Source organism: Amycolatopsis sp. NPDC054798, assembly GCF_053611505.1.
Genome location: NZ_JBSHAM010000002.1, coordinates 160,863 through 177,504 on the forward strand (window position 1 = coordinate 160,863; position 16,642 = coordinate 177,504).

17 protein-coding genes are annotated in these 16,642 nt (G+C 68.9%); 3 read left to right on the top strand and 14 right to left on the bottom strand.

Going from position 1 to position 16,642, the window contains the following annotated elements:
* Window positions 1–58 precede the first annotated feature (58 nt).
* The 3 genes from ligD (ACWGIC_RS02285) to ACWGIC_RS02295 are packed head-to-tail and all read right to left on the bottom strand — an operon-like array spanning window position 59 to window position 2,420.
* On the bottom strand, window positions 59–922 hold the full coding sequence (ligD, locus tag ACWGIC_RS02285; RefSeq protein WP_452074069.1) for a non-homologous end-joining DNA ligase: 864 nt from the start codon (window positions 920–922) through the stop codon (window positions 59–61).
* Window positions 919–1,863: a non-homologous end-joining DNA ligase gene (ligD, locus tag ACWGIC_RS02290; protein ID WP_452074070.1), complete on the bottom strand. Its 945-nt coding sequence runs from the start codon at window positions 1,861–1,863 to the stop codon at window positions 919–921. The genes ligD (ACWGIC_RS02285) and ligD (ACWGIC_RS02290) overlap by 4 nt, the downstream gene beginning before the upstream one ends.
* Window positions 1,860–2,420, bottom strand: coding sequence for a DNA polymerase ligase N-terminal domain-containing protein (locus tag ACWGIC_RS02295; protein WP_452074071.1), 561 nt, complete (start codon window positions 2,418–2,420; stop codon window positions 1,860–1,862). Before ACWGIC_RS02295 ends, ligD (ACWGIC_RS02290) begins: the two co-directional genes overlap by 4 nt.
* 101 nt (window positions 2,421–2,521) lie before the next feature.
* Between ACWGIC_RS02295 and ACWGIC_RS02300 the strand changes: the two genes are divergently transcribed.
* Entirely contained in the window at window positions 2,522–2,731 is a 210-nt protein-coding gene (locus tag ACWGIC_RS02300) for a DUF2945 domain-containing protein (protein ID WP_452074072.1), read from the top strand.
* A gap of 79 nt (window positions 2,732–2,810) precedes the next feature.
* On the opposite strand, the gene ACWGIC_RS02305 is transcribed toward ACWGIC_RS02300, so the two are convergent.
* Window positions 2,811–3,752: a glycoside hydrolase family 43 protein gene (locus ACWGIC_RS02305; protein ID WP_452074073.1), complete on the bottom strand. Its 942-nt coding sequence runs from the start codon at window positions 3,750–3,752 to the stop codon at window positions 2,811–2,813.
* 167 nt (window positions 3,753–3,919) lie between these two features.
* Entirely contained in the window at window positions 3,920–4,813 is an 894-nt protein-coding gene (locus ACWGIC_RS02310; protein WP_452074074.1) for a polysaccharide deacetylase family protein, read from the bottom strand.
* A gap of 114 nt (window positions 4,814–4,927) precedes the next feature.
* On the opposite strand from ACWGIC_RS02310, the gene ACWGIC_RS02315 reads away from it, so the two are divergent.
* Window positions 4,928–5,503, top strand: a complete 576-nt coding sequence (locus tag ACWGIC_RS02315) for a DUF3885 domain-containing protein (protein WP_452074075.1) — start codon at window positions 4,928–4,930, stop codon at window positions 5,501–5,503.
* Between the two features lie 170 nt (window positions 5,504–5,673).
* Here ACWGIC_RS02315 and ACWGIC_RS02320 read toward each other — a convergent pair whose 3' ends face one another.
* The 4 genes from ACWGIC_RS02320 to ACWGIC_RS02335 all read right to left on the bottom strand — a co-directional run bounded on the left by ACWGIC_RS02320 (window position 5,674) and on the right by ACWGIC_RS02335 (window position 10,217).
* On the bottom strand, window positions 5,674–6,960 hold the full coding sequence (locus ACWGIC_RS02320; RefSeq protein WP_452074076.1) for a diguanylate cyclase: 1,287 nt from the start codon (window positions 6,958–6,960) through the stop codon (window positions 5,674–5,676).
* A 248-nt stretch (window positions 6,961–7,208) separates the two neighbouring features.
* Window positions 7,209–8,423, bottom strand: coding sequence for an MFS transporter (locus ACWGIC_RS02325; protein WP_452074077.1), 1,215 nt, complete (start codon window positions 8,421–8,423; stop codon window positions 7,209–7,211).
* 238 nt (window positions 8,424–8,661) lie between these two features.
* A complete protein-coding gene (locus tag ACWGIC_RS02330; protein WP_452074078.1) occupies window positions 8,662–9,354 on the bottom strand; it encodes a hypothetical protein in 693 nt (230 codons plus the stop codon).
* 215 nt (window positions 9,355–9,569) lie between these two features.
* On the bottom strand, window positions 9,570–10,217 hold the full coding sequence (locus ACWGIC_RS02335; protein WP_452074079.1) for a TetR/AcrR family transcriptional regulator: 648 nt from the start codon (window positions 10,215–10,217) through the stop codon (window positions 9,570–9,572).
* 119 nt (window positions 10,218–10,336) lie between these two features.
* Between ACWGIC_RS02335 and ACWGIC_RS02340 the strand changes: the two genes are divergently transcribed.
* Window positions 10,337–11,794 carry a hypothetical protein gene (locus ACWGIC_RS02340; protein ID WP_452074080.1) on the top strand — a complete coding sequence of 486 codons (1,458 nt, stop codon included), beginning with the start codon at window positions 10,337–10,339 and terminating at the stop codon, window positions 11,792–11,794.
* Between the two features lie 20 nt (window positions 11,795–11,814).
* Here ACWGIC_RS02340 and ACWGIC_RS02345 read toward each other — a convergent pair whose 3' ends face one another.
* The 5 genes from ACWGIC_RS02345 to ACWGIC_RS02365 form a co-directional block, all read right to left on the bottom strand.
* Window positions 11,815–12,534, bottom strand: a complete 720-nt coding sequence (locus ACWGIC_RS02345) for a class I SAM-dependent methyltransferase (protein WP_452074081.1) — start codon at window positions 12,532–12,534, stop codon at window positions 11,815–11,817.
* A 40-nt stretch (window positions 12,535–12,574) separates the two neighbouring features.
* Window positions 12,575–13,630 carry a FomB family phosphonate monophosphate kinase gene (locus tag ACWGIC_RS02350; RefSeq protein WP_452074082.1) on the bottom strand — a complete coding sequence of 352 codons (1,056 nt, stop codon included), beginning with the start codon at window positions 13,628–13,630 and terminating at the stop codon, window positions 12,575–12,577.
* Window positions 13,627–14,688 carry a hypothetical protein gene (locus tag ACWGIC_RS02355; protein WP_452074083.1) on the bottom strand — a complete coding sequence of 354 codons (1,062 nt, stop codon included), beginning with the start codon at window positions 14,686–14,688 and terminating at the stop codon, window positions 13,627–13,629. The genes ACWGIC_RS02350 and ACWGIC_RS02355 overlap by 4 nt, the downstream gene beginning before the upstream one ends.
* Window positions 14,681–15,499: a hypothetical protein gene (locus ACWGIC_RS02360; protein ID WP_452074084.1), complete on the bottom strand. Its 819-nt coding sequence runs from the start codon at window positions 15,497–15,499 to the stop codon at window positions 14,681–14,683. The genes ACWGIC_RS02355 and ACWGIC_RS02360 overlap by 8 nt, the downstream gene beginning before the upstream one ends.
* Window positions 15,500–15,852: 353 nt before the next feature.
* Window positions 15,853–16,638 (bottom strand): ABC transporter permease, encoded by a 786-nt coding sequence (locus ACWGIC_RS02365; RefSeq protein WP_452074085.1) that lies wholly within the window; start codon window positions 16,636–16,638, stop codon window positions 15,853–15,855.
* Window positions 16,639–16,642 lie beyond the last annotated feature (4 nt).

Below are 16,642 nucleotides of genomic sequence, written 5' to 3' on the forward strand. Positions count from 1 at the left end.
ACCCTGAGGGAATCAGATTCCCTCAGGGTTCCCCTCACGGACCACAGCGGGTGGAGCTTCAGCTGAGTTTCGCCAGCGCGCTCTCCGCCGACACAGCGTCTTTCGTCATCTCGCGCCACGGGTCGGCCTTGCGCGCCAGCCGCCGGTGCAGCTTGTCCGGTCCCCAGCCGTCCGGGTCGGCTTTGCCGAGTTCCGCCCAGTCCAGCGGGGTCGCCGAGGCCGCGCCGGGGCGGGCGCGCAGGGAATACGGGGCCACGAACGTCTGGGCGTAGCCGTTGCGGTTCGCGTCGACGAAGACGCGGTCGCCGCGCTGGTCCTTGCGCTGGGCGGTGGTCAGGCGATCCGGATCGGCCGACGCGACGCGGTCCGCCAAGGCTCGCGAGAGTTCCAGGACCACGTCCGTGGTGGCCGTGGCGTCGAGCGGCGCGACGACGTGGAAGCCGCGGCCTCCGGTGGCCTGCAGATACGCGGCGAGCCCGGCTTCGGCGTACTGGTCGCGGATTCGGCGGGCCGCGGTGCGCAGGTCGGCGACATCGGTGCCGTCCGGCGGGTCCAGGTCGAGCACCAGCAGATCCGGTTTCTCCGGTGCGTCCACTGTGGACAGCCAGACGTGGAACTCCACTGTGCCCTGGTCGGCCAGGTACAGCAGGGAATCCTCGTCATCGCACACGACGTACTCGTCGGCCCCGCCGTCCCGGCGCGGCACGCGCTCAGTGCGCAGCCACGACGGGAAGTGCTCGCTCGGGTGCTTCTGGAACCAGCCCTCGGCCTCGATGCCGTCCGGATACCGCCGCAGCGTGAGCGGGCGGCCGCGCAGGTGCGGCAGCATCGCGGGCGCGACCCTGCGGTAGTGCTCGGCGACGTCACCCTTGGTGAGACCGTCGCCGGGGTAGAAAACCTTGTCGGGATGGGAAATCTTCACGGGCGCTCCCGGATCACGTCGGCGGGCTTCTTGTCCTCTCGCAGGCCGCTGAACCGCGGATGGCGCAACCGGCCGTCGCGCGTCCATTCGGAGAAACCGATCTGGGCGACCAATTCGGGCCGCACCCAGTGCGCACCCGGCTCGCGCACCGGATCGGCGAACGGCGAGCGATCAGTCTCACGTTGGGCCAGCTGCGCGTGCAGCGAAGTCAGCAGCTGGTGATCGAAGCCGGTGCCGACCTTGCCCGCGTACCGCAACTGCCCCTTCTCGTGGTAGCCCAGCAGCAGTGCGCCGAAGCCGTGGCGGCTGCCCTGCGGGGCGGTGAACCCGCCGATCACCATCTCCTGCCCCTGCTGGCACTTGAACTTCAGCCAGTCCGGCGAGCGGCCGTGATGGTACGGCGCGTCGGCGCGTTTCGCGATCACGCCCTCCCAGCCACGCCGGCAAGCTTCCTCGAAGTACTTCTCCCCCTCGGTGTTGCGGTGTGCGGACAGACGGAGCGGGTCGTCGAAGACGAAGGCGTCGCGCAGGATCGACTTGCGCTCGCGCAGCGGGAGCGGCGTGGTGTCCTGTTCGTCGTAGTACAGGAGGTCGAACAGGTAGTAGTACACGCGCACGCCGGTCGCGCGGGCCCGCGCCGGATCTGTGAGGTGAATGCGCGGCTGAAGCGCGGCGAAACTGGTTTGAGCACCGTCGAACGCGACGATCTCCCCGTCCGCGACGAACCGTGGCCCGCCTTGTGCGGCAAGGGCTTCCACGATCTCGGGGTACGCGTTGTCCATCGCCTTGCGGTTGCGGGAGTACAGCGTGGGAGTGCCGCCGTCGCGCACGCAGATCGCGCGTACGCCGTCGAGCTTGCGCTCGTAAATCCAGTCTTCGCTGGAGAAACGGCGGTCGGTGAGCGTGGCGAGGGTCGGCTCGCGCCAGCCGGGACGGGTCATTCGAGGTCCCGGTTGGTGCGGCCGGTGAGCACGGATTCAAGCTGGGTTTTCGCGGGTTTGCGACGGCGGTCGGCTCCCTCGTCGTCCTTTTTGATCAGCAGCCACTGCTCTTGGGCGGACGAACCGCGGCGGATCAGGGAGAATGCGCCGCGCAGCTTCTTGCCGTGCAGGCAGACCTTGAGGTGGCCGTCTTCGAGAGCTTGTTCGGCTGAGTCGTCGGTGAGCACGTCGAACGTGCCGGTGTCCCACACGATCACGGTGCCGCCGCCGTACTGGCCGGCGGGGATGGCACCTTCGAACCGGGCGTAGTCGAGCGGATGGTCCTCGGTGCGGATGGCGAGCCGCCGGTCGGCGGGGTTCAGCGACGGGCCCTTCGGCACCGACCACGAGACGAGCACGCCGCTGATTTCCAGGCGGAAGTCGAAGTGCAGGCTGCTCGCGTCGTGCCGCTGGACGACGAACACCGGCTCGGCGTTCCGGCGGCCCCCGCCCGGCTCCGGTGTCCGGCGTGGATCGCGTTTGGCACGGTACTCGGCCAGCCGGTCCTTCGAGGACATCCCACCACCTCCGCCCGCCGGATGCCCGGGCGGCGGGAGCGCGAAACGTGCCTGGTTCGCCTCGGGCGAGTGAAACGGCGCGCAACGGGAACCCCAGCAGTATGACGAAGGAATTCCGCGAGGGCGACCGCGTGCGGTGGGACGCGGGCAACCAAAGCTCTATCGGCGTGGTGGAGAAGAAGATCACCAGCGACACGGAGGCGGGCGGCCGCAAGGTCAAGGCGTCGCCGGAGGACCCGCAGTACCTGGTGCGCAGCGAGAAATCCGGCAAGACCGCAGTCCACCGGCCCGAGGCGATCCATCCGGCCTGACGCCTCCGCACGTTTACTGGCGCGAGCAGCGGGTAACCACGGCGGTCAAGCGCGATCGACGCCGGTGACGCGACGAGCGTCAGCCGAGCTGAGGGACGTCGCCGGGGAAACCGATCGGCAGCCGGTACAGGCCACGCGCTTGACGCCCGCCGTTGAGCCATCCGTGGAAGTAGATGTTCCCGTCGACCACGTCCGCGCCGCCCGGCCCGTCGACGGTTCCGCCGAGCCGTTCGGTGGAGAGAAACGGGGTGTCTGCCTTCACAAACGTGCCCGCGAGGGTCGGTGCCGTGGCGTAACCCGTGTGGTAGCCCGTGCTCTGGAACGTGTCGGCGGAGTAGAAAAGCACGTACCGGGACGGTGTCTTCACCATCGAAGGAGCCTCGACCACGTTCTTCTCCGGGCCGAGGTCGGCGCGCAGCAGTTCCGTGCGGGCGCCGGAAAGCGTCCGCCCGTCCGGGTTCAGCTTCTGCGACCAGATCGCCGCGGGCGGGCCGGAGGCAGCGCCGTTCCCCTTGTACAGCAGGTACCTGGTGCCGTCGGAGTCGAGGAACGTCTGCGGATCGATGTCGCCCTCGTCCGCGGGCACGCAGACGAGCGGCTCGTCACCGTCCGGCTGGTACGGACCGGACGGCTGCGCGGAAGTCGCCGCACCGAGGCACATCGGCCCGTTCGGGAGGCGGGTCGCGGCGAAGTACAGCACGAAGGTTCCGTCCGCCGCAGCGGCGACGTCCGGCGCCCAGAACCCGCCGTCCGGCTTCGCCCACTTCGGCACGGTGGCGAGCGCGTCGCCGACGATGCGCCAAGGACCCTCCGGCGCGGGTGCGCTGGCCACCGGGATCTTCCCGGAACCGGTGGTCGTCGAGAAGGCGAAGTATCCCGAGCCGGTCTTGACGACGTCGGGGTCCGGGAAGTCCTGTCCCAGCAGGAGCTGTGGCGTGCTGGCCGCGGAAGCGGCCGGGCAGTGGGCGAAGCTCAGGAGAGCGGCGGCGAGCACGGCGCCGGCCCGGCGTAAGGAACCCATGCCCTCGATTGTCTTTGCGCGCTAACGGGATCGCTCGCCGATAGCGGAGTTGCCACTGAGAAGGGTGTACGCCACGAGGGCCGATCCGGTGAACGCCACCTGGCAGGAGCGGGACGCCCGCAGCGATCGCGGAAGCCGCGATGACGTCGTGCCCGCACCCGGGCCGTTCATCGACCCAGTTCCTTTCCCCGGGAGACGTACTCGGCGATCTGGGCGTGGGTGGCGAACCAGACGCCTTCGTGCGAGGCCATGTGCTCCAGCAGTTCAGTGAGGATCGCGATGCGGGACCGGTGCCCGATGACGTGCGGGTGGAGGGTGAGCTGGAAGACGCCGCCTTCGGCGTAGGCGAGGTCGAACTCGTCGCGCCAGATCGACAGCACTCCGCGCGGCGGCGTGTAGGGCCGCTGCGCGCCGAACCGTTCCATCATGAAGTACGGCATGTCGTCGCGGATCCATTCGACCGGCAGTTCGACGATGCCGGTCGGCTCGCCGTCGGCGACGATCTCGTAGCAATCGTCGTCGGCCATCAGCGAGGAGTCGTAGACCAGGCCCAGTTCCCGGATGATCCGCAGCGAATGCGCGGAGAAATCCCACGACGGCGTCCGGATGCCGACCGGCCGGGCGCCGGTGAGCCGTTCCAGGGTGTCCGCGGACCGGAAGGCGAGGTCGCGCTCGGCTTCGGGCGGCAGCTGGGTGTTGCGTTCGTGGATCCAGCCGTGCAGCGCGATCTCGTGTCCGGCGTCCACATAGGACTTCGCTTCGCCCTCGTGCAGCAGTGCGGAAACGGCGGGCATGAAGAACGTCGACGGAGCCTGGAACCGGTCGAGCAGTTTCAGCACCCGGGGCACGCCGACCCGCGCGCCGTACTCCCCCTGCGACAGCTTGCCCGGCCACACTTCGGCGTCCCGCAACGGGATCGTCTCGTGGTCGGAGTCGAACGACAACGCCACCGCCGCCTTGGCTCCGCCCGGCCAGGACTCCGGCCGCAACGGGCGTCCGGCGCGCACGCGTTCGACGTGCCCGCGCCAGGTTTGCTCTTCCCACTGCCACGGTTCGCTCATGCTTCCTCCTCGGTCGCTGTGTTCATGTATGCAGGCGTCGCGGACGAACAAACCAGCTGCGCACGGCGGGCTCCGCGCGTAGGTTCAGCGGATCCCGCAGAAAGTGACGATCGCATGCCGGACGACGACCTGTCAGCGCTGTGGCGGCGGAACTGGCCCGAAGGCCCTCCCCACGCCCACGAACTGAAACACACCTACCCCGACCGATGGGTGCGGTTCCACAGCCTGCCGGAATCCAAGCGCTACCCCGAAACCGACGCCGAGTACGACATCGTGCTCCACCGCTACAACACGGTGCTGGACGAGCTGTTCCACGGGCAAGAGGTCCGGGTCATCACCGCCAACTGGTCCGACACGCCTGAACCCCCAGCGCAGCACGCACGCTGGAATCCGGGCGCCCGGCACTGGATGTCCATGCGCACCGACGAGAACGAAACCGACCCGGCTTTCATCACCTATATCCATCTGTATGCCAGCCGAAGGCCCTGGCATACCGGACTCGTGGACGACTTGCTCCGTGCCGCGGCCGACGACGCCACTCGCAACGCGATGATCACCAGCCTGGCACTCGACCGCATTCACCATCCATACGACGGGGGCGCCGATATTCTGCTGCCTACGACTGGCGAACGCGACGCCTTGAAACTCCGTCACACCGGCTGGTTGTCCGCTTATCCTTCCGGGTTTTGAGCTTTCCGCTGACCGCTCACGCCGTCTTGCGGATCAACAACGCACCAGCCACATCACCAGAATGACCGCCGAGAACGCCGCCCCAGGGAATTCAGCAACGGGAATCGCGGTTCGTCACATCCAGTCCGTTTCCGTCACGGTCGACCGTGGATCAGCGCCGCAGATCCGGCTCAAGAGTGCAAACGCCTGCGCGCCAGCACCGGGTTACCCGCCACCCCGGCCCGCCTGATCTGGCTCCGCCCGTTCTGCTTAGCCTGCAGCAACGCACCGTCGGCGGCAGTGAGCAACTGATCGGCAGACACACCATCGCCCGGATAAGACGCCACGCCCATCGACGTGCTCACCCCAGGCAGAGTGTGCTGCTGCCCGTCAGTGGCAGTAAGCACGATCGGAGTCTGCGCGAGCCGCGAGCGAATCCGCTCCGCGACCGCCAGCAGCTGGTCCGGATCGAGATCCGGCAGCAGGATCGCCAGCTCGTCCCCGCCGTAGCGAGCGACAAGATCTTGGGAACGGACCTCGGCCCGGACAAGATCGGCGACCGCCCGGATGGCCTGATCGCCCGCGGGATGGCCGTAGGTGTCGTTGATCGTCTTGAACTTGTCGAGATCCAGGAACAGCACGCCGATGCCCGTCCGGCTGAGCTGCGCGCGCTCGACCGCGGCGGTGACGACGTCGGCCCAGTACACCGGCGTCGCCAGGCCCGTCTTCTGGTCCGTCCGCGACGCGCGCAGGTACTGGGGCAGCAGCAGATCGCGGTGCACGCACAGCACGGCGATCATCGGGGCGGGCAGCGCCCACGGCTCGTGGACCAGCAGGACGGCCATGGTGGCGCCGAGCCCCAGCGCCGAGGCGACGACCAGCTGATCGCCGGGATGCCCCAAAGCCTGCCGGACGGTCAGCTCCCCGGGCGACGAAAGCCCGATCGCGACCACGACCAGGGCGTAGTTGACCAGCCACCAGACGGCGGCCGCGGCCGTCACGAGCAGCAGCGACCACGCGTCGTGCGGCAGACGGGCACCGACGTCGGCTGACGGCTCCACTCCCTGCAGGACGACGGAGGAGGCGGCCGACGCGAGCACGAACGTCGCGGCGGAGTAGATCTTCCGGAACAGCACCGTCGGCCCGTAAACGCGGTACCAGCAGTACCAGAAGGAGACCGCGGTCAGCGCGATGACCAGCGGCAACGGCAGCACCAGCAGCGCGGCGAACACCCACAGGCTCTTGAGGTTCGTGTACGGCGCTTTCTTCGACGCCTGCTCCCGGCGGCGCTCGATCGTCCGGACCGCTTCGAGGTGCGCGACCGCGGCAGCGGTGAGGACCGCGAACCACAGCCACTGGGTCCGGGTGACCTCGACGGAGAGCGGCGCGAGCACGGCGAGCGCCACGGCGGCGGCGTCGACCGCGAGCACCAGGCACAGCGCGGGACGCGGCAAGGACCACAAGCCCCACCTCGTCATGCGTCTGCCACTCTCACCAGTCACGCTGGTAACCGCCCTCTGTCAACCAAGAGTCACCACGATAACCCGCATTGTCACTAGCAGTCGATAGGCCAGCTGGACCACCCAGGAGAAAGGCACCGCCATGAACAACGCACACGGCAACGAATGGACCCGCGGCAACGAGTGGACCCGCTTCCAGGGCAACGAATGGACCCGCCGAGGCAACGAGTGGATTCGCTTCGGGAACGAGTGGAGCCGCTGATCCGCTACCCCGGTCCGGGAGCACGGCGGGCGCGGTTCCAGGCCGCGCCCGCCGCCAGCGCCGTCACCACGCCGAGGCCGCCGGACACGGCGAGGACCGTGCTCGGGCTCGCCGCCGTCGCCGCGAGACCGGCCAAGGCGATCCCAGCGCCTTGGCTGGTCGTCAACGCGGTCGCGGCCAGACCGTAGGCCTGCGCCCGGCGGTGGTCGGGAACCGCCAGCGTGAACGCCGCCGACGCGGGCAGGTGGTACGCGCTCGCCATTCCGGACAGTCCCCACAGCACAGCCGTGACGGCCAGGCCCGGCTGGAGCGCGCACACCGCCAGCGGGACGCTCGCCGCCACCGCGAGCGGGCCGAGCAGCCGCATCCGCACCGGCGACGGCAGCCGGGACACGATCGCCATCCCGAGGACCGTTCCGGCCGGGCTCGCCGCCAGCAGCACCCCCACCGCCTGCGCGGACCCGCCGATCGACGCGGCGTACGGCGCGGCCAGGCCCTCGACCGTGACGTAGAACCCGGCCACGCAAGCCAGGCCCACCAGCGAACGCAGCCGCGGCGTCCGCGCGACCAGCACCGTCCCGGCCCGCAGGTCGGCCCGCCACCGGCCCAGCCGCGTGCCGGCCGCGGAATCCGGCACGCCCGGCGCGGGCCGAGCCCGGATCCCGAACCGCACCGCCGCGGCCGACACCACGAACGTCACGCCGTCCGCGACGAGCGCCTGGCCCGGCCCGAGAAACGCGACCAGCGTGCCGCCCGTCGCGAACCCGACCACCTGGGCCAGCTGCACCACCATGTCGAGAACGCCCTTGCCCAGCACGAATTCCTCGCCCGGCAGGACCGCCGCGGCGGTCGCGGCGCGAGCGGCGTTGCCTGGCGCGCCTGCCGCTTGGACCGCTACCAGCAGCGCGGCGACGGCGGGCAGCGGCAGGCCCGGGACCGCCATGACCACGACGAGCACGGCGCGCAGGAGATCGGCCGCCACCATCACCCGCCGTCGCGGCCACCGGTCGGCCAGGCCGGACAACAGCGGTCCCGCGAAAATCGACGGCACGTAGGTCAGGGCGTAAACGCCGGCGGTCCAGCCCGCCGACCGGGTCCGGTCGAAAACCAGCAGCGACAACGCCACCCGGGCGAACTGGTCGCCCGCGACCGAAACCACCATGCTCGCGAACAGCGCCCGGAACTCGGCTCTGCCGAACACCTGCCGATACGTCGCCACCCGCCCAGCTTGGCCGATCACCGCCGGTCCGGCACACCCTCGTGCGCAGGGAAGACGACCTTGCCGTTTCCGAAGCGACGGGCAGCTCTGGATCATCCCCGCGGGTGCGGGGCGACCCGGCTCATGAAACGGGCGTCGCCGCGAAGCCCCAGCCCCCCAGAAACACTTCACCGCCTGTCGTGCCGAGGCGCGAACCACAACCCCGGCACAACAGACGGCTTTCCGACCGCCTCCCCCGTTACGGGATTACGCGGTTGCGCAAGTTGTTCGGGTACGGGCCTTCGCCGTGGATATTCAGTTCATTGGCGACGTCGAAGGTGTAAAACGGGTGCGAGCTGAAATAACCGCCGAGGTCGGTAATGGTGCTCATGAAGCAGATGCCGTCGGCACCGCCGCCGGCCCGCGGGCCGTTGCACAGGCTGAGCGTCGGGTATTTGAAACCGTCGAGCGGCCGGAGCCCGGATCCGCCGGGGCCGGGGACCGGAATGTGCCCGATCAGGCCGCCCGGGTCGCCGGGCCAGTTGGATTCCTGCGCCTGCCTGCGGCCGTCCGAGAACAGGATGCCCTGGATGTTGCGCCCGGGCGGTTCGGTTTCCAGCACGGTCCCCGCGACCAGCGCGCCGAGGCTGAACCCGGCGATGTACACCTTCGTGTCGAGGTCGCAGCCAGAGGTGACGTACAGGTTGTACAACGCGGTGCGCAGGTTCGCGACGCCGGCGTCCACATCGGTATAGAGGTTGATGTCGGTTTCCGCGTTGGGATACGGGATCCGCACCGGATTGACCCCCGGGGGAGCGTGGTCCAGCATCTCGTGGCCGCCGTCCCGGTAACCCGGGACCACGAACATGACCGGCCCGCACGCGTTCGCCGCCCTGGCCGGAGCGGCGCTCGCAGCGGCGGCGCCGGTCGCGGCGACCACACTCCAGAGCATCAGCGCCGCTGCCGCGGCGCGAGATTTTCGCCCGAAATACATGAGCCCCCTTCGCTTTCTGCCCAGTGTGAGCAATTCGTGGACGTGCCGCGCAATAGTGTCCCCTGCCGATGAAATTCTTGTGAAATCGCAGGTCTGGGACAACCCGCGCAAGCAATTCCCACCCGGTCGGCTACGCGATTACCAGGTACGGGAATGACCCCGGCGCCAGATCGTCAACGAACCGGCGGAACCGCGGCCTCCGGAGACTGAGCGGAAACGTCCGTTCGCACGAGAGGCAGGTAGATCGTGTCGGCGATCTCGACAATGACGCTGTCAGCGATGGGGGCGGCTCCCCGGAACAGGTATTCGTGGCGGAGCAGGTCGACCGCGACCGTGGCGATCCGCGGGGAAAGCGCTTCAGGCCGCGCCTGTCTGCGCGCGACCGCCCGGCCGAGCACGGTCAGCCAGCGCGCGAGACTGGTTTCCGCCAGCTGGTCGCGGACCGCGCCGACGAGATCGGGTTCGGCGCCCATGTCGGCGGCGAGGATGTGCAGGATCTCCCCTTGCGGGGAACTGATCCGCTCGGCCGCGGCGCGCAGCAGCGCGAGGACGTCGTCGCGAAGATCGCCGGTGTCGGGCAGTTCGCCGGCCGTCGCGACGTGGAGGTACGCGGCGACCGCGAGGGCGGTCCGGCTGGGCCAGCGGCGGTAGATCACGGTCTTGTTGGTCTGGGCGCGGGCGGCGACCCGGTCGATGGTCAGGCCGCGGTAGCCGACCTCGGCCAGTTCGTCGAGCGCGGCCCGCAGGATCGCCTCTTCCAGCACTTTTCCGCGGCGCCGCGGCCCTTTTCGCGGGTCCTCGGCACGGTCCGAAGCGGGCACGCCTGCACTCCCTCTCCATTTTAGGGTACTAGAAGTACCCTAAAACCCTTGTTTATCGCTAACGTGGCAGTGAGTATAGGGGACGTACAGTCTCCTATCGACCGGAGAAGGAGGGTGCGATGACGACCGCCGCACCGGAGGGGAACGTGCTGCGCGACACCCGTCTCGGCGTCGTCCGGGCGACGACCTACGGAATGTTCGGCCCGCCGGACCGGTTCGTGCCGCGGGCCCGCGCGCTGGGCGCGGGCATCGTACGGGTGAACCTCTATTGGTCGCAGGTGGAACCCGAACCCGGCCGGTTCGCGTGGGAAGCCGTCGACGCGCTGCTGGACCAGCTCGGAGAGGACGACGAGGCCTGGGTGACGGTCTGTGCCAGCTCGCCATGGGCCACGCGGCGGAAGACTCGATGGCTGCCCGCGTCGCCGGCGCTCGACCTCGGGCAGTACCGCCGGTTCGTTGCCGAACTGGCCGGCCGCCGCCCGGGAGCGATCCGGTTCTGGCAGTGCGAGATCGAACCTTGCCTGCCGCTGTTCTGGGCGGGCACGGCCGAGGACTATGTGGCGCAGCTGGGCGTGTTTCACAGCGCGGTCAAGGCCGCCGACCCCGCCGCGCTGGTGGTGCTCGGCGGCGCGGTGCCGGGCGCGATGCTCGGCGACGGCGCGGCCGGAGCGAGCACCTGGGCGAAATTCTTCGGCGAGGTGCTGCGCGGCGGGTCGGAGCGCTTCGACGTCTTCGACATCCACCCGTACGGCGACGCCTACGAAGTTCCGGCGCTGATCGAGGCTTGCCGTACCCAGCTGGCCGCGCACGGGTGCGGGCAGCCCGTCGTCGCCAGTGAGCACGCCGGTCCCCTGCCTACGGACTTCCCGGAGAATCTTCCGTATCTGGCCGAGACGCTCGCGGCGCATCAGCGGCAGTTCCTCGGCGAAGAGCCGCTACCGGACACGATCGAGGAACTGCGGGAAACCGAGGATCCCGCCGTGGCCGCCCTTTACGCCCGCCGGGACGAGCTGCCGCCCGCGCTGCAGATGTTCCTGGAAGGGTGCCCGGCGGAACTCGACGCCGAACGCCATCGCCTGGCCTGCGAAGACCTGGTCGTCCGCACCGTGCTCGCGTTGTCGGCGGGCGTGCGGCGCAACCTCTACTACGCGCTCGGGCCGGAGTGGCAGCTGGAACGCGAACTCCGCATCACTCCGATCCTGATGTTCGGCAAGCTCAAACTGATGGACTACGCCGGCGGCGCGCTCTGCCACCGGTATCCCGCCGCTGACACGTTCGAGCTGATGGCCAGCCGCCTCGGCGACGTCGGCCGGGTCGACCGGACAGCCGTGCCCGGCCAGCCGGACCTCTACCTTTTCGAAGCCCGGCGAACCGGCCGCACACCGCTGCTGATCGCCTGGCGGCGGCCCGGCGGCGTCCCGAGCGAAGAGCCGCCTGAACTCGCCTGGGAATGGCCCTGTCCCGGCGCACAGGCGGTGGACGCCCTCGGAACCGGTGTCCCCGCAGAAGTCCACAATGGAATCCTGCGGATCCCGGTGTCCTCGACACCCGTCTTCATCGACGCCCTTCCCGCCTGAGCACGGTTCCCGGCGGGATACTAGAAAGGGAGGAAGTCGCGGGAGCGCGGCTCCGGGAAGACTTCGGGAAGCCGGAAGGCCCGGCACCGCGGCACGGCTTCCACGCCCGGATCGTCGCGGCGCCACGTCCCGGCCGCGAACGGCTCCGGAAGCGCGGTCCAGCCCAGATTCGTTTCGAAATAGTGCGCCGCGGTGCGGACCGAGGGCTTGTCGGCGTCGTCGATGATCACCAGCCCGCCCGGCTTCACGATCTTCCGCAGATAGTAGAAGTCGAGGAAGACCTCGTGGAATACGTGGTTTCCGTCGACGAAAGCCGCGTCGGCCATCAGCCCTTCCGCGATGAGCCGCGGAAACGCGACCGACGACAGGTCCGGGACCAGCGTGGCGATCGAGTCGAGACCGGCGGCGCACAGCAGCTCCCAGCCCGTGTTGGCCCACATCGTGTCCTGGAACGGATCGATCACGATGTGCCGGGCGCGGACGCGGTCCCCGGAAACGAGAGCCTCGCCCACCGCGAGGGCCGAACTGCCGTAGGCGAGCCCGACCTCGACCACTGTCGAGGCGCGTTCGGCGATCAAGAGGTCGCGGAGAAGATCGCAGTCGCGCTCGGGAAGGGTGATGTACTCGAAGTCGTTTTCGCAAGCCCGTGTCCGGGCCGGGCCGTCGGCCGCCAGCTGCCGGCGGATCTCCCGGACCCGGGCCGAGCGAGTGTCCGTCCGAACAAGTTCATTTGCCTGCATAGGAAACTTCTTTTCTCTCGAACCGCAAAGAACCAGCTTTTTACTGCTCCGCGAGACGCGCCATCGTCTCGTCGCGGACGACGGGGTCGAGCATGTCGACGTTCAGATAGAAGCGCCGCGAGCTCCGGACGAGGTCGCTCATGCGCCGCTTCATCGCCGTGACAGCGGCTGTGTATCGGTAGTAGTCGTTGCCCAGATGGGCATGCATGTCGTCCTTCAGCCCGTATGTGCCGGGCGCGCAGGCGAACAGGTCCAAGAACGCGCAGAACGACTCCTCGTCGACCTCGTCGAAACACGGGGCGCGATCCGGGTTGTAGTCGATGACGCACAGGTTGCGGACCGTGGCTTCGGCGAGCACCTCGTGCCCGAAGACCACGCTGGGATCGAGCCGGTATTCGGCGGCGCCCAAGTGTTTCTCCAGCTTGCCCGAACCGGCGAGCCGGTCCAAGACCGCGCCTTGCCGGACCCGCATCGCGGACGGCACGCCGTAGGCGGTGGAGCCGCGGGTGAGCACGTGCGTATTGCTGAGAAACCGCGCGCCCGCGGCGCAAGCCTGGGAAAGGAAGACCGTCTTGCCGCCCTTCTGCCGGCCGAACAGAAGCGTGGCGCCCTGCGGCTGAACGAAACCCGCGGCTTTGAAATGCACCAGGCCGTGGTCGACGGCGAAACTGGTGAGCAGCCGTTTGGTGAAGTACGGCCAGAGAGTGCGTTCCAGCTCGCGACCGAACACATAGATCCGGTTCCCGCGGGTCACCAGATAGGCGGGCGGGCCGAAATGGTGCGTGATGTAGGAGCCGCCGCGAAAACGGTCGGCGCGGTATCCGCGGTCCGCGAGCGGCTCCAGCGACGCGAGATCGATCGGGTCCCGGTCCAGATCCACGAAGACCAGCTCGTACGCGCAAGCCTCTTCCGGAGGCGCGAACCGGGTGTAGTAGGCGTATCCGGCGAAGTCTTCGATGTTGCTGGAAACGCGGACCTTGAACAGATTGAGGTCGATCGCCCGGGACGACCGGATCGCATAGCGGCGGCCGAGAGCGTCCCGCACGGGATCAGGCGTATTCGGTTCGACCGAGGCTGGAGTGATCTGCGAAGTCACGCTGCCCCACCTTTCTGGAGGATCTTCGGACGCGCGCGGTCCGTTGCCAGTGCTCGCGAACCGGCCGACCAAGCGGACCGGCGCACGTCGGGAATGACTGGTTCGGCTTTGAGGTGCTGTGCGCTCAGTTCGGCCGCCACCGCCACCCGGTCCCAATGCGACCACCGCAGTCCGAGCCGGTCCGCCCACACGAGCACCGACTGCCAGTCTTTGCTTTGGCCGCGGCGCACTTGGCGCAGCAGCACGGCCAGTTCCGCGCCGTCCGGACAGCCGGGCAGTTGCGCTTCCAGCCGGTCCAACGCCGGCTTCCAGAACAGGTCGGACGCTTCGGTGCCGGCCTCGATTCCGGCCAGTGCCGCCAGCACCTGCTGCGTGACGTCCTCGCGGCTGCCGAGAGCAGCGAGGAGGCGCTGCCGCTCCGGCCGCGCGAAGACGACGCCTAGCTCCCGGAGGATGTCGGCGGGTTCGTCCGCGACGTGGATGTAGGTGAGCACCGACGCCTGTGCCCCGCCCGCGATCCGCCTCAGGTGGTGTTCTTCCCGGTCCGCGGGGCGGGTCGGCCCCTTCAGATCGCTCAGCCGGGCGGTGGCCGGGATGCCCGCCTCCGCCGTGTCCCGGAGCAGAACGTACAGCGACTCCCCCGCCGGCATGATCAGGTCCATCACGTCTATCCGCTCGCGGGTCGCGACGTTCAGCTGGTACCGCCACAGTTCGCGGACGACATGCCGGTCGAAGCGGAACGTGCTCCAGGCGATCGGGACGAAGCCCGCGGTCCGCGCCGCGGCCAGCATCCTCGCTCCGCCCCGGACGGCTATCGCGTCCGGCTTCACAATCAGCGGCGCGAGGCGATAGAGCTGGCCGGCCACCGCGAGTTCGGTTCCGGGGAGCGCGGTCAGCTCGTCCCAGACGTCCCGGTAGTAGGGGTCGCCCGCGTAGATCTTCCGTTTGCGGCTCTCCCGGCTCAGCCATTCCGGTACGGCGCAGGCTTTTTCGGCTTGATGCACGCTCAACGCTCCTGGTTCGGTAAGGTGCGGCGGCACGAAACGGCGCTCAGGCATCGGCCAGCTCGCCGAGCGCGCATCTCCACAGCACGTGATCGGCTTCCCAGCCCGCCGCGAGCAGCGAACTCACGACCCGGTCCGCGTGCGCCCGCTCGTTGCCGGCCAGCGGGTGGACGACGTTTCCCAGCAGGGGAAGCCCGCGGTGCGCGGCGTAGCCGAGCGAAGCCTCGGTGAGCAGGCGGACCGCCGTGCGGTGCAGCGAATGCCCTGGGGCCACCAGAATGTCGAACAGCTCGATGAAGTCCGCCCCGGTGACCTCGTCCTGCTCCTGGCACAGCAATGTGGCGTGCCCGATCGGCTCGCCGCGGTGCCGGGCGACGTACGTCCGCCGCCCCTCGGCCGCGATCAGGTCGTCGGCGATCGACTCCGGGACCTCCGGCGGGAGTTCGTCGCCCTGGGAGGTCACCGCCGCGGCGAGAGCGTCGGCCAGCCAGCCGCGGACCGCGCCGCCGTCGCGCGCGAGATCCGCCAGTTCGATCGTCACACCGTCCTTTTCGGACTGATCGGAGGACTTGCCCGCGTGCCGGACGTAGCTGACGAATTTGCTCCACGGGGCTTCCGGAGCGACCTCGGGAGCCAGCCGTACCACCACCGTCTCCGCCTCGGGCGCGTCCGCGCGGGCCACCGACGGCAAAGCCCGGAACAGCGAACCGTCCCGTACCGCGGCGTCGTCGCAGTAGGTCACCAGATACTGGGTCACGCCGCGAGACCGGTCGGAGTAGCCGCCCGCGACGAACACGCCGGTGCCGGTGTCGTGAAGCGCACCAGCGTCCCGCGCTGCTTCGAGGTAAGCCGATGTCGCGTTCATGTGCGTTCAACTCCAGGAAACGAAGGTCCGGTCCGTCCGACGCGGCGGGCGCGGCACGGTGGCCGTGCCCGCCGCGTCGGGCGCTAGCTGATCAACCCCGGAACACTTCAGCGGGTCTTGATCTTGTCAAGCTTCGGGCGCAGGTTCGACTTGTGCTTCATCATGAGGGTCCTCCTCTCGCGGGTCTCGGTTTTCAGTTCTCGGGCGATCGGTTCCGGCCGCCCTTTCGCAATTAAGTTTCGTCCCGCCGCGGCGGTGGCACAATGGGTTGTCCGGTGCCTGAAGGTTGTCTCCGGGAAGACAACCCCGCATTCAGCGGCAATACCCGCGGAATTCCCGTCGAGGACAACGTCTCAGGAGCGTTCGAGCCCGCCGGAACGACGGCTTCGGCTCATCGACGCCCGGAAAGCGAAGTAGGCGGCAGCGAACCAGAACACGCCGCAGAGCACCGCGACAGCCGCCGCGGGCACCGCGTCGGACACCTCGCCGTCGCCGAGAATCGTCCGGATCGCCGAGAGCGCGTGGGTCAATGGCAGCGCGTCGGCGACGAGACCGACCGCCCGCGGCCAATGGTCCACCGGCACTTGCACGCCGCAGATAGCCATCATGACCAGATAAGCGCTGTTGGAGATGACGTTGCGCAAACCCGGCGTATTGAGGAAAACAGCCGCGAGGAACAGCCCGAAACAATAGGTGCCCAACGCGTTGAGCAGAACCAGCACCGCCACCGGGACGATCTGGTACGGATGGAAACGGACGCCGAAAACGGGCCCGAGCGCGAACAAGGCCACCAAACTGGTCGCGGAACCGCTGATGAGCCATTGGACGCTGCGCCCGAAGAACACCCACGCGAGGTGCGCCGGCGCCGCCGCGAGCAGAGGCAGTGTGCCCGCCTTGCGTTCCCACATGGACGACGCGACGACCGACATGCATTCGATCGTCGACGTCATCACGCTGTTGCCGATGACCAGGAACGTCGTCGCGTCGCCGCCCACCTGCTTGCCGAGGCAGGTGAAGAAGGTGACTTGCGCCAGCATCCGCCCGAGCCAGCCGAACAGCCAGGTCTGCCAGGTGTAGATGACCCGCATGTCCGCGAACGCGTTGGCGGCGCTGTGCTTGATGATGCCGAGTGGTCGCATGGAA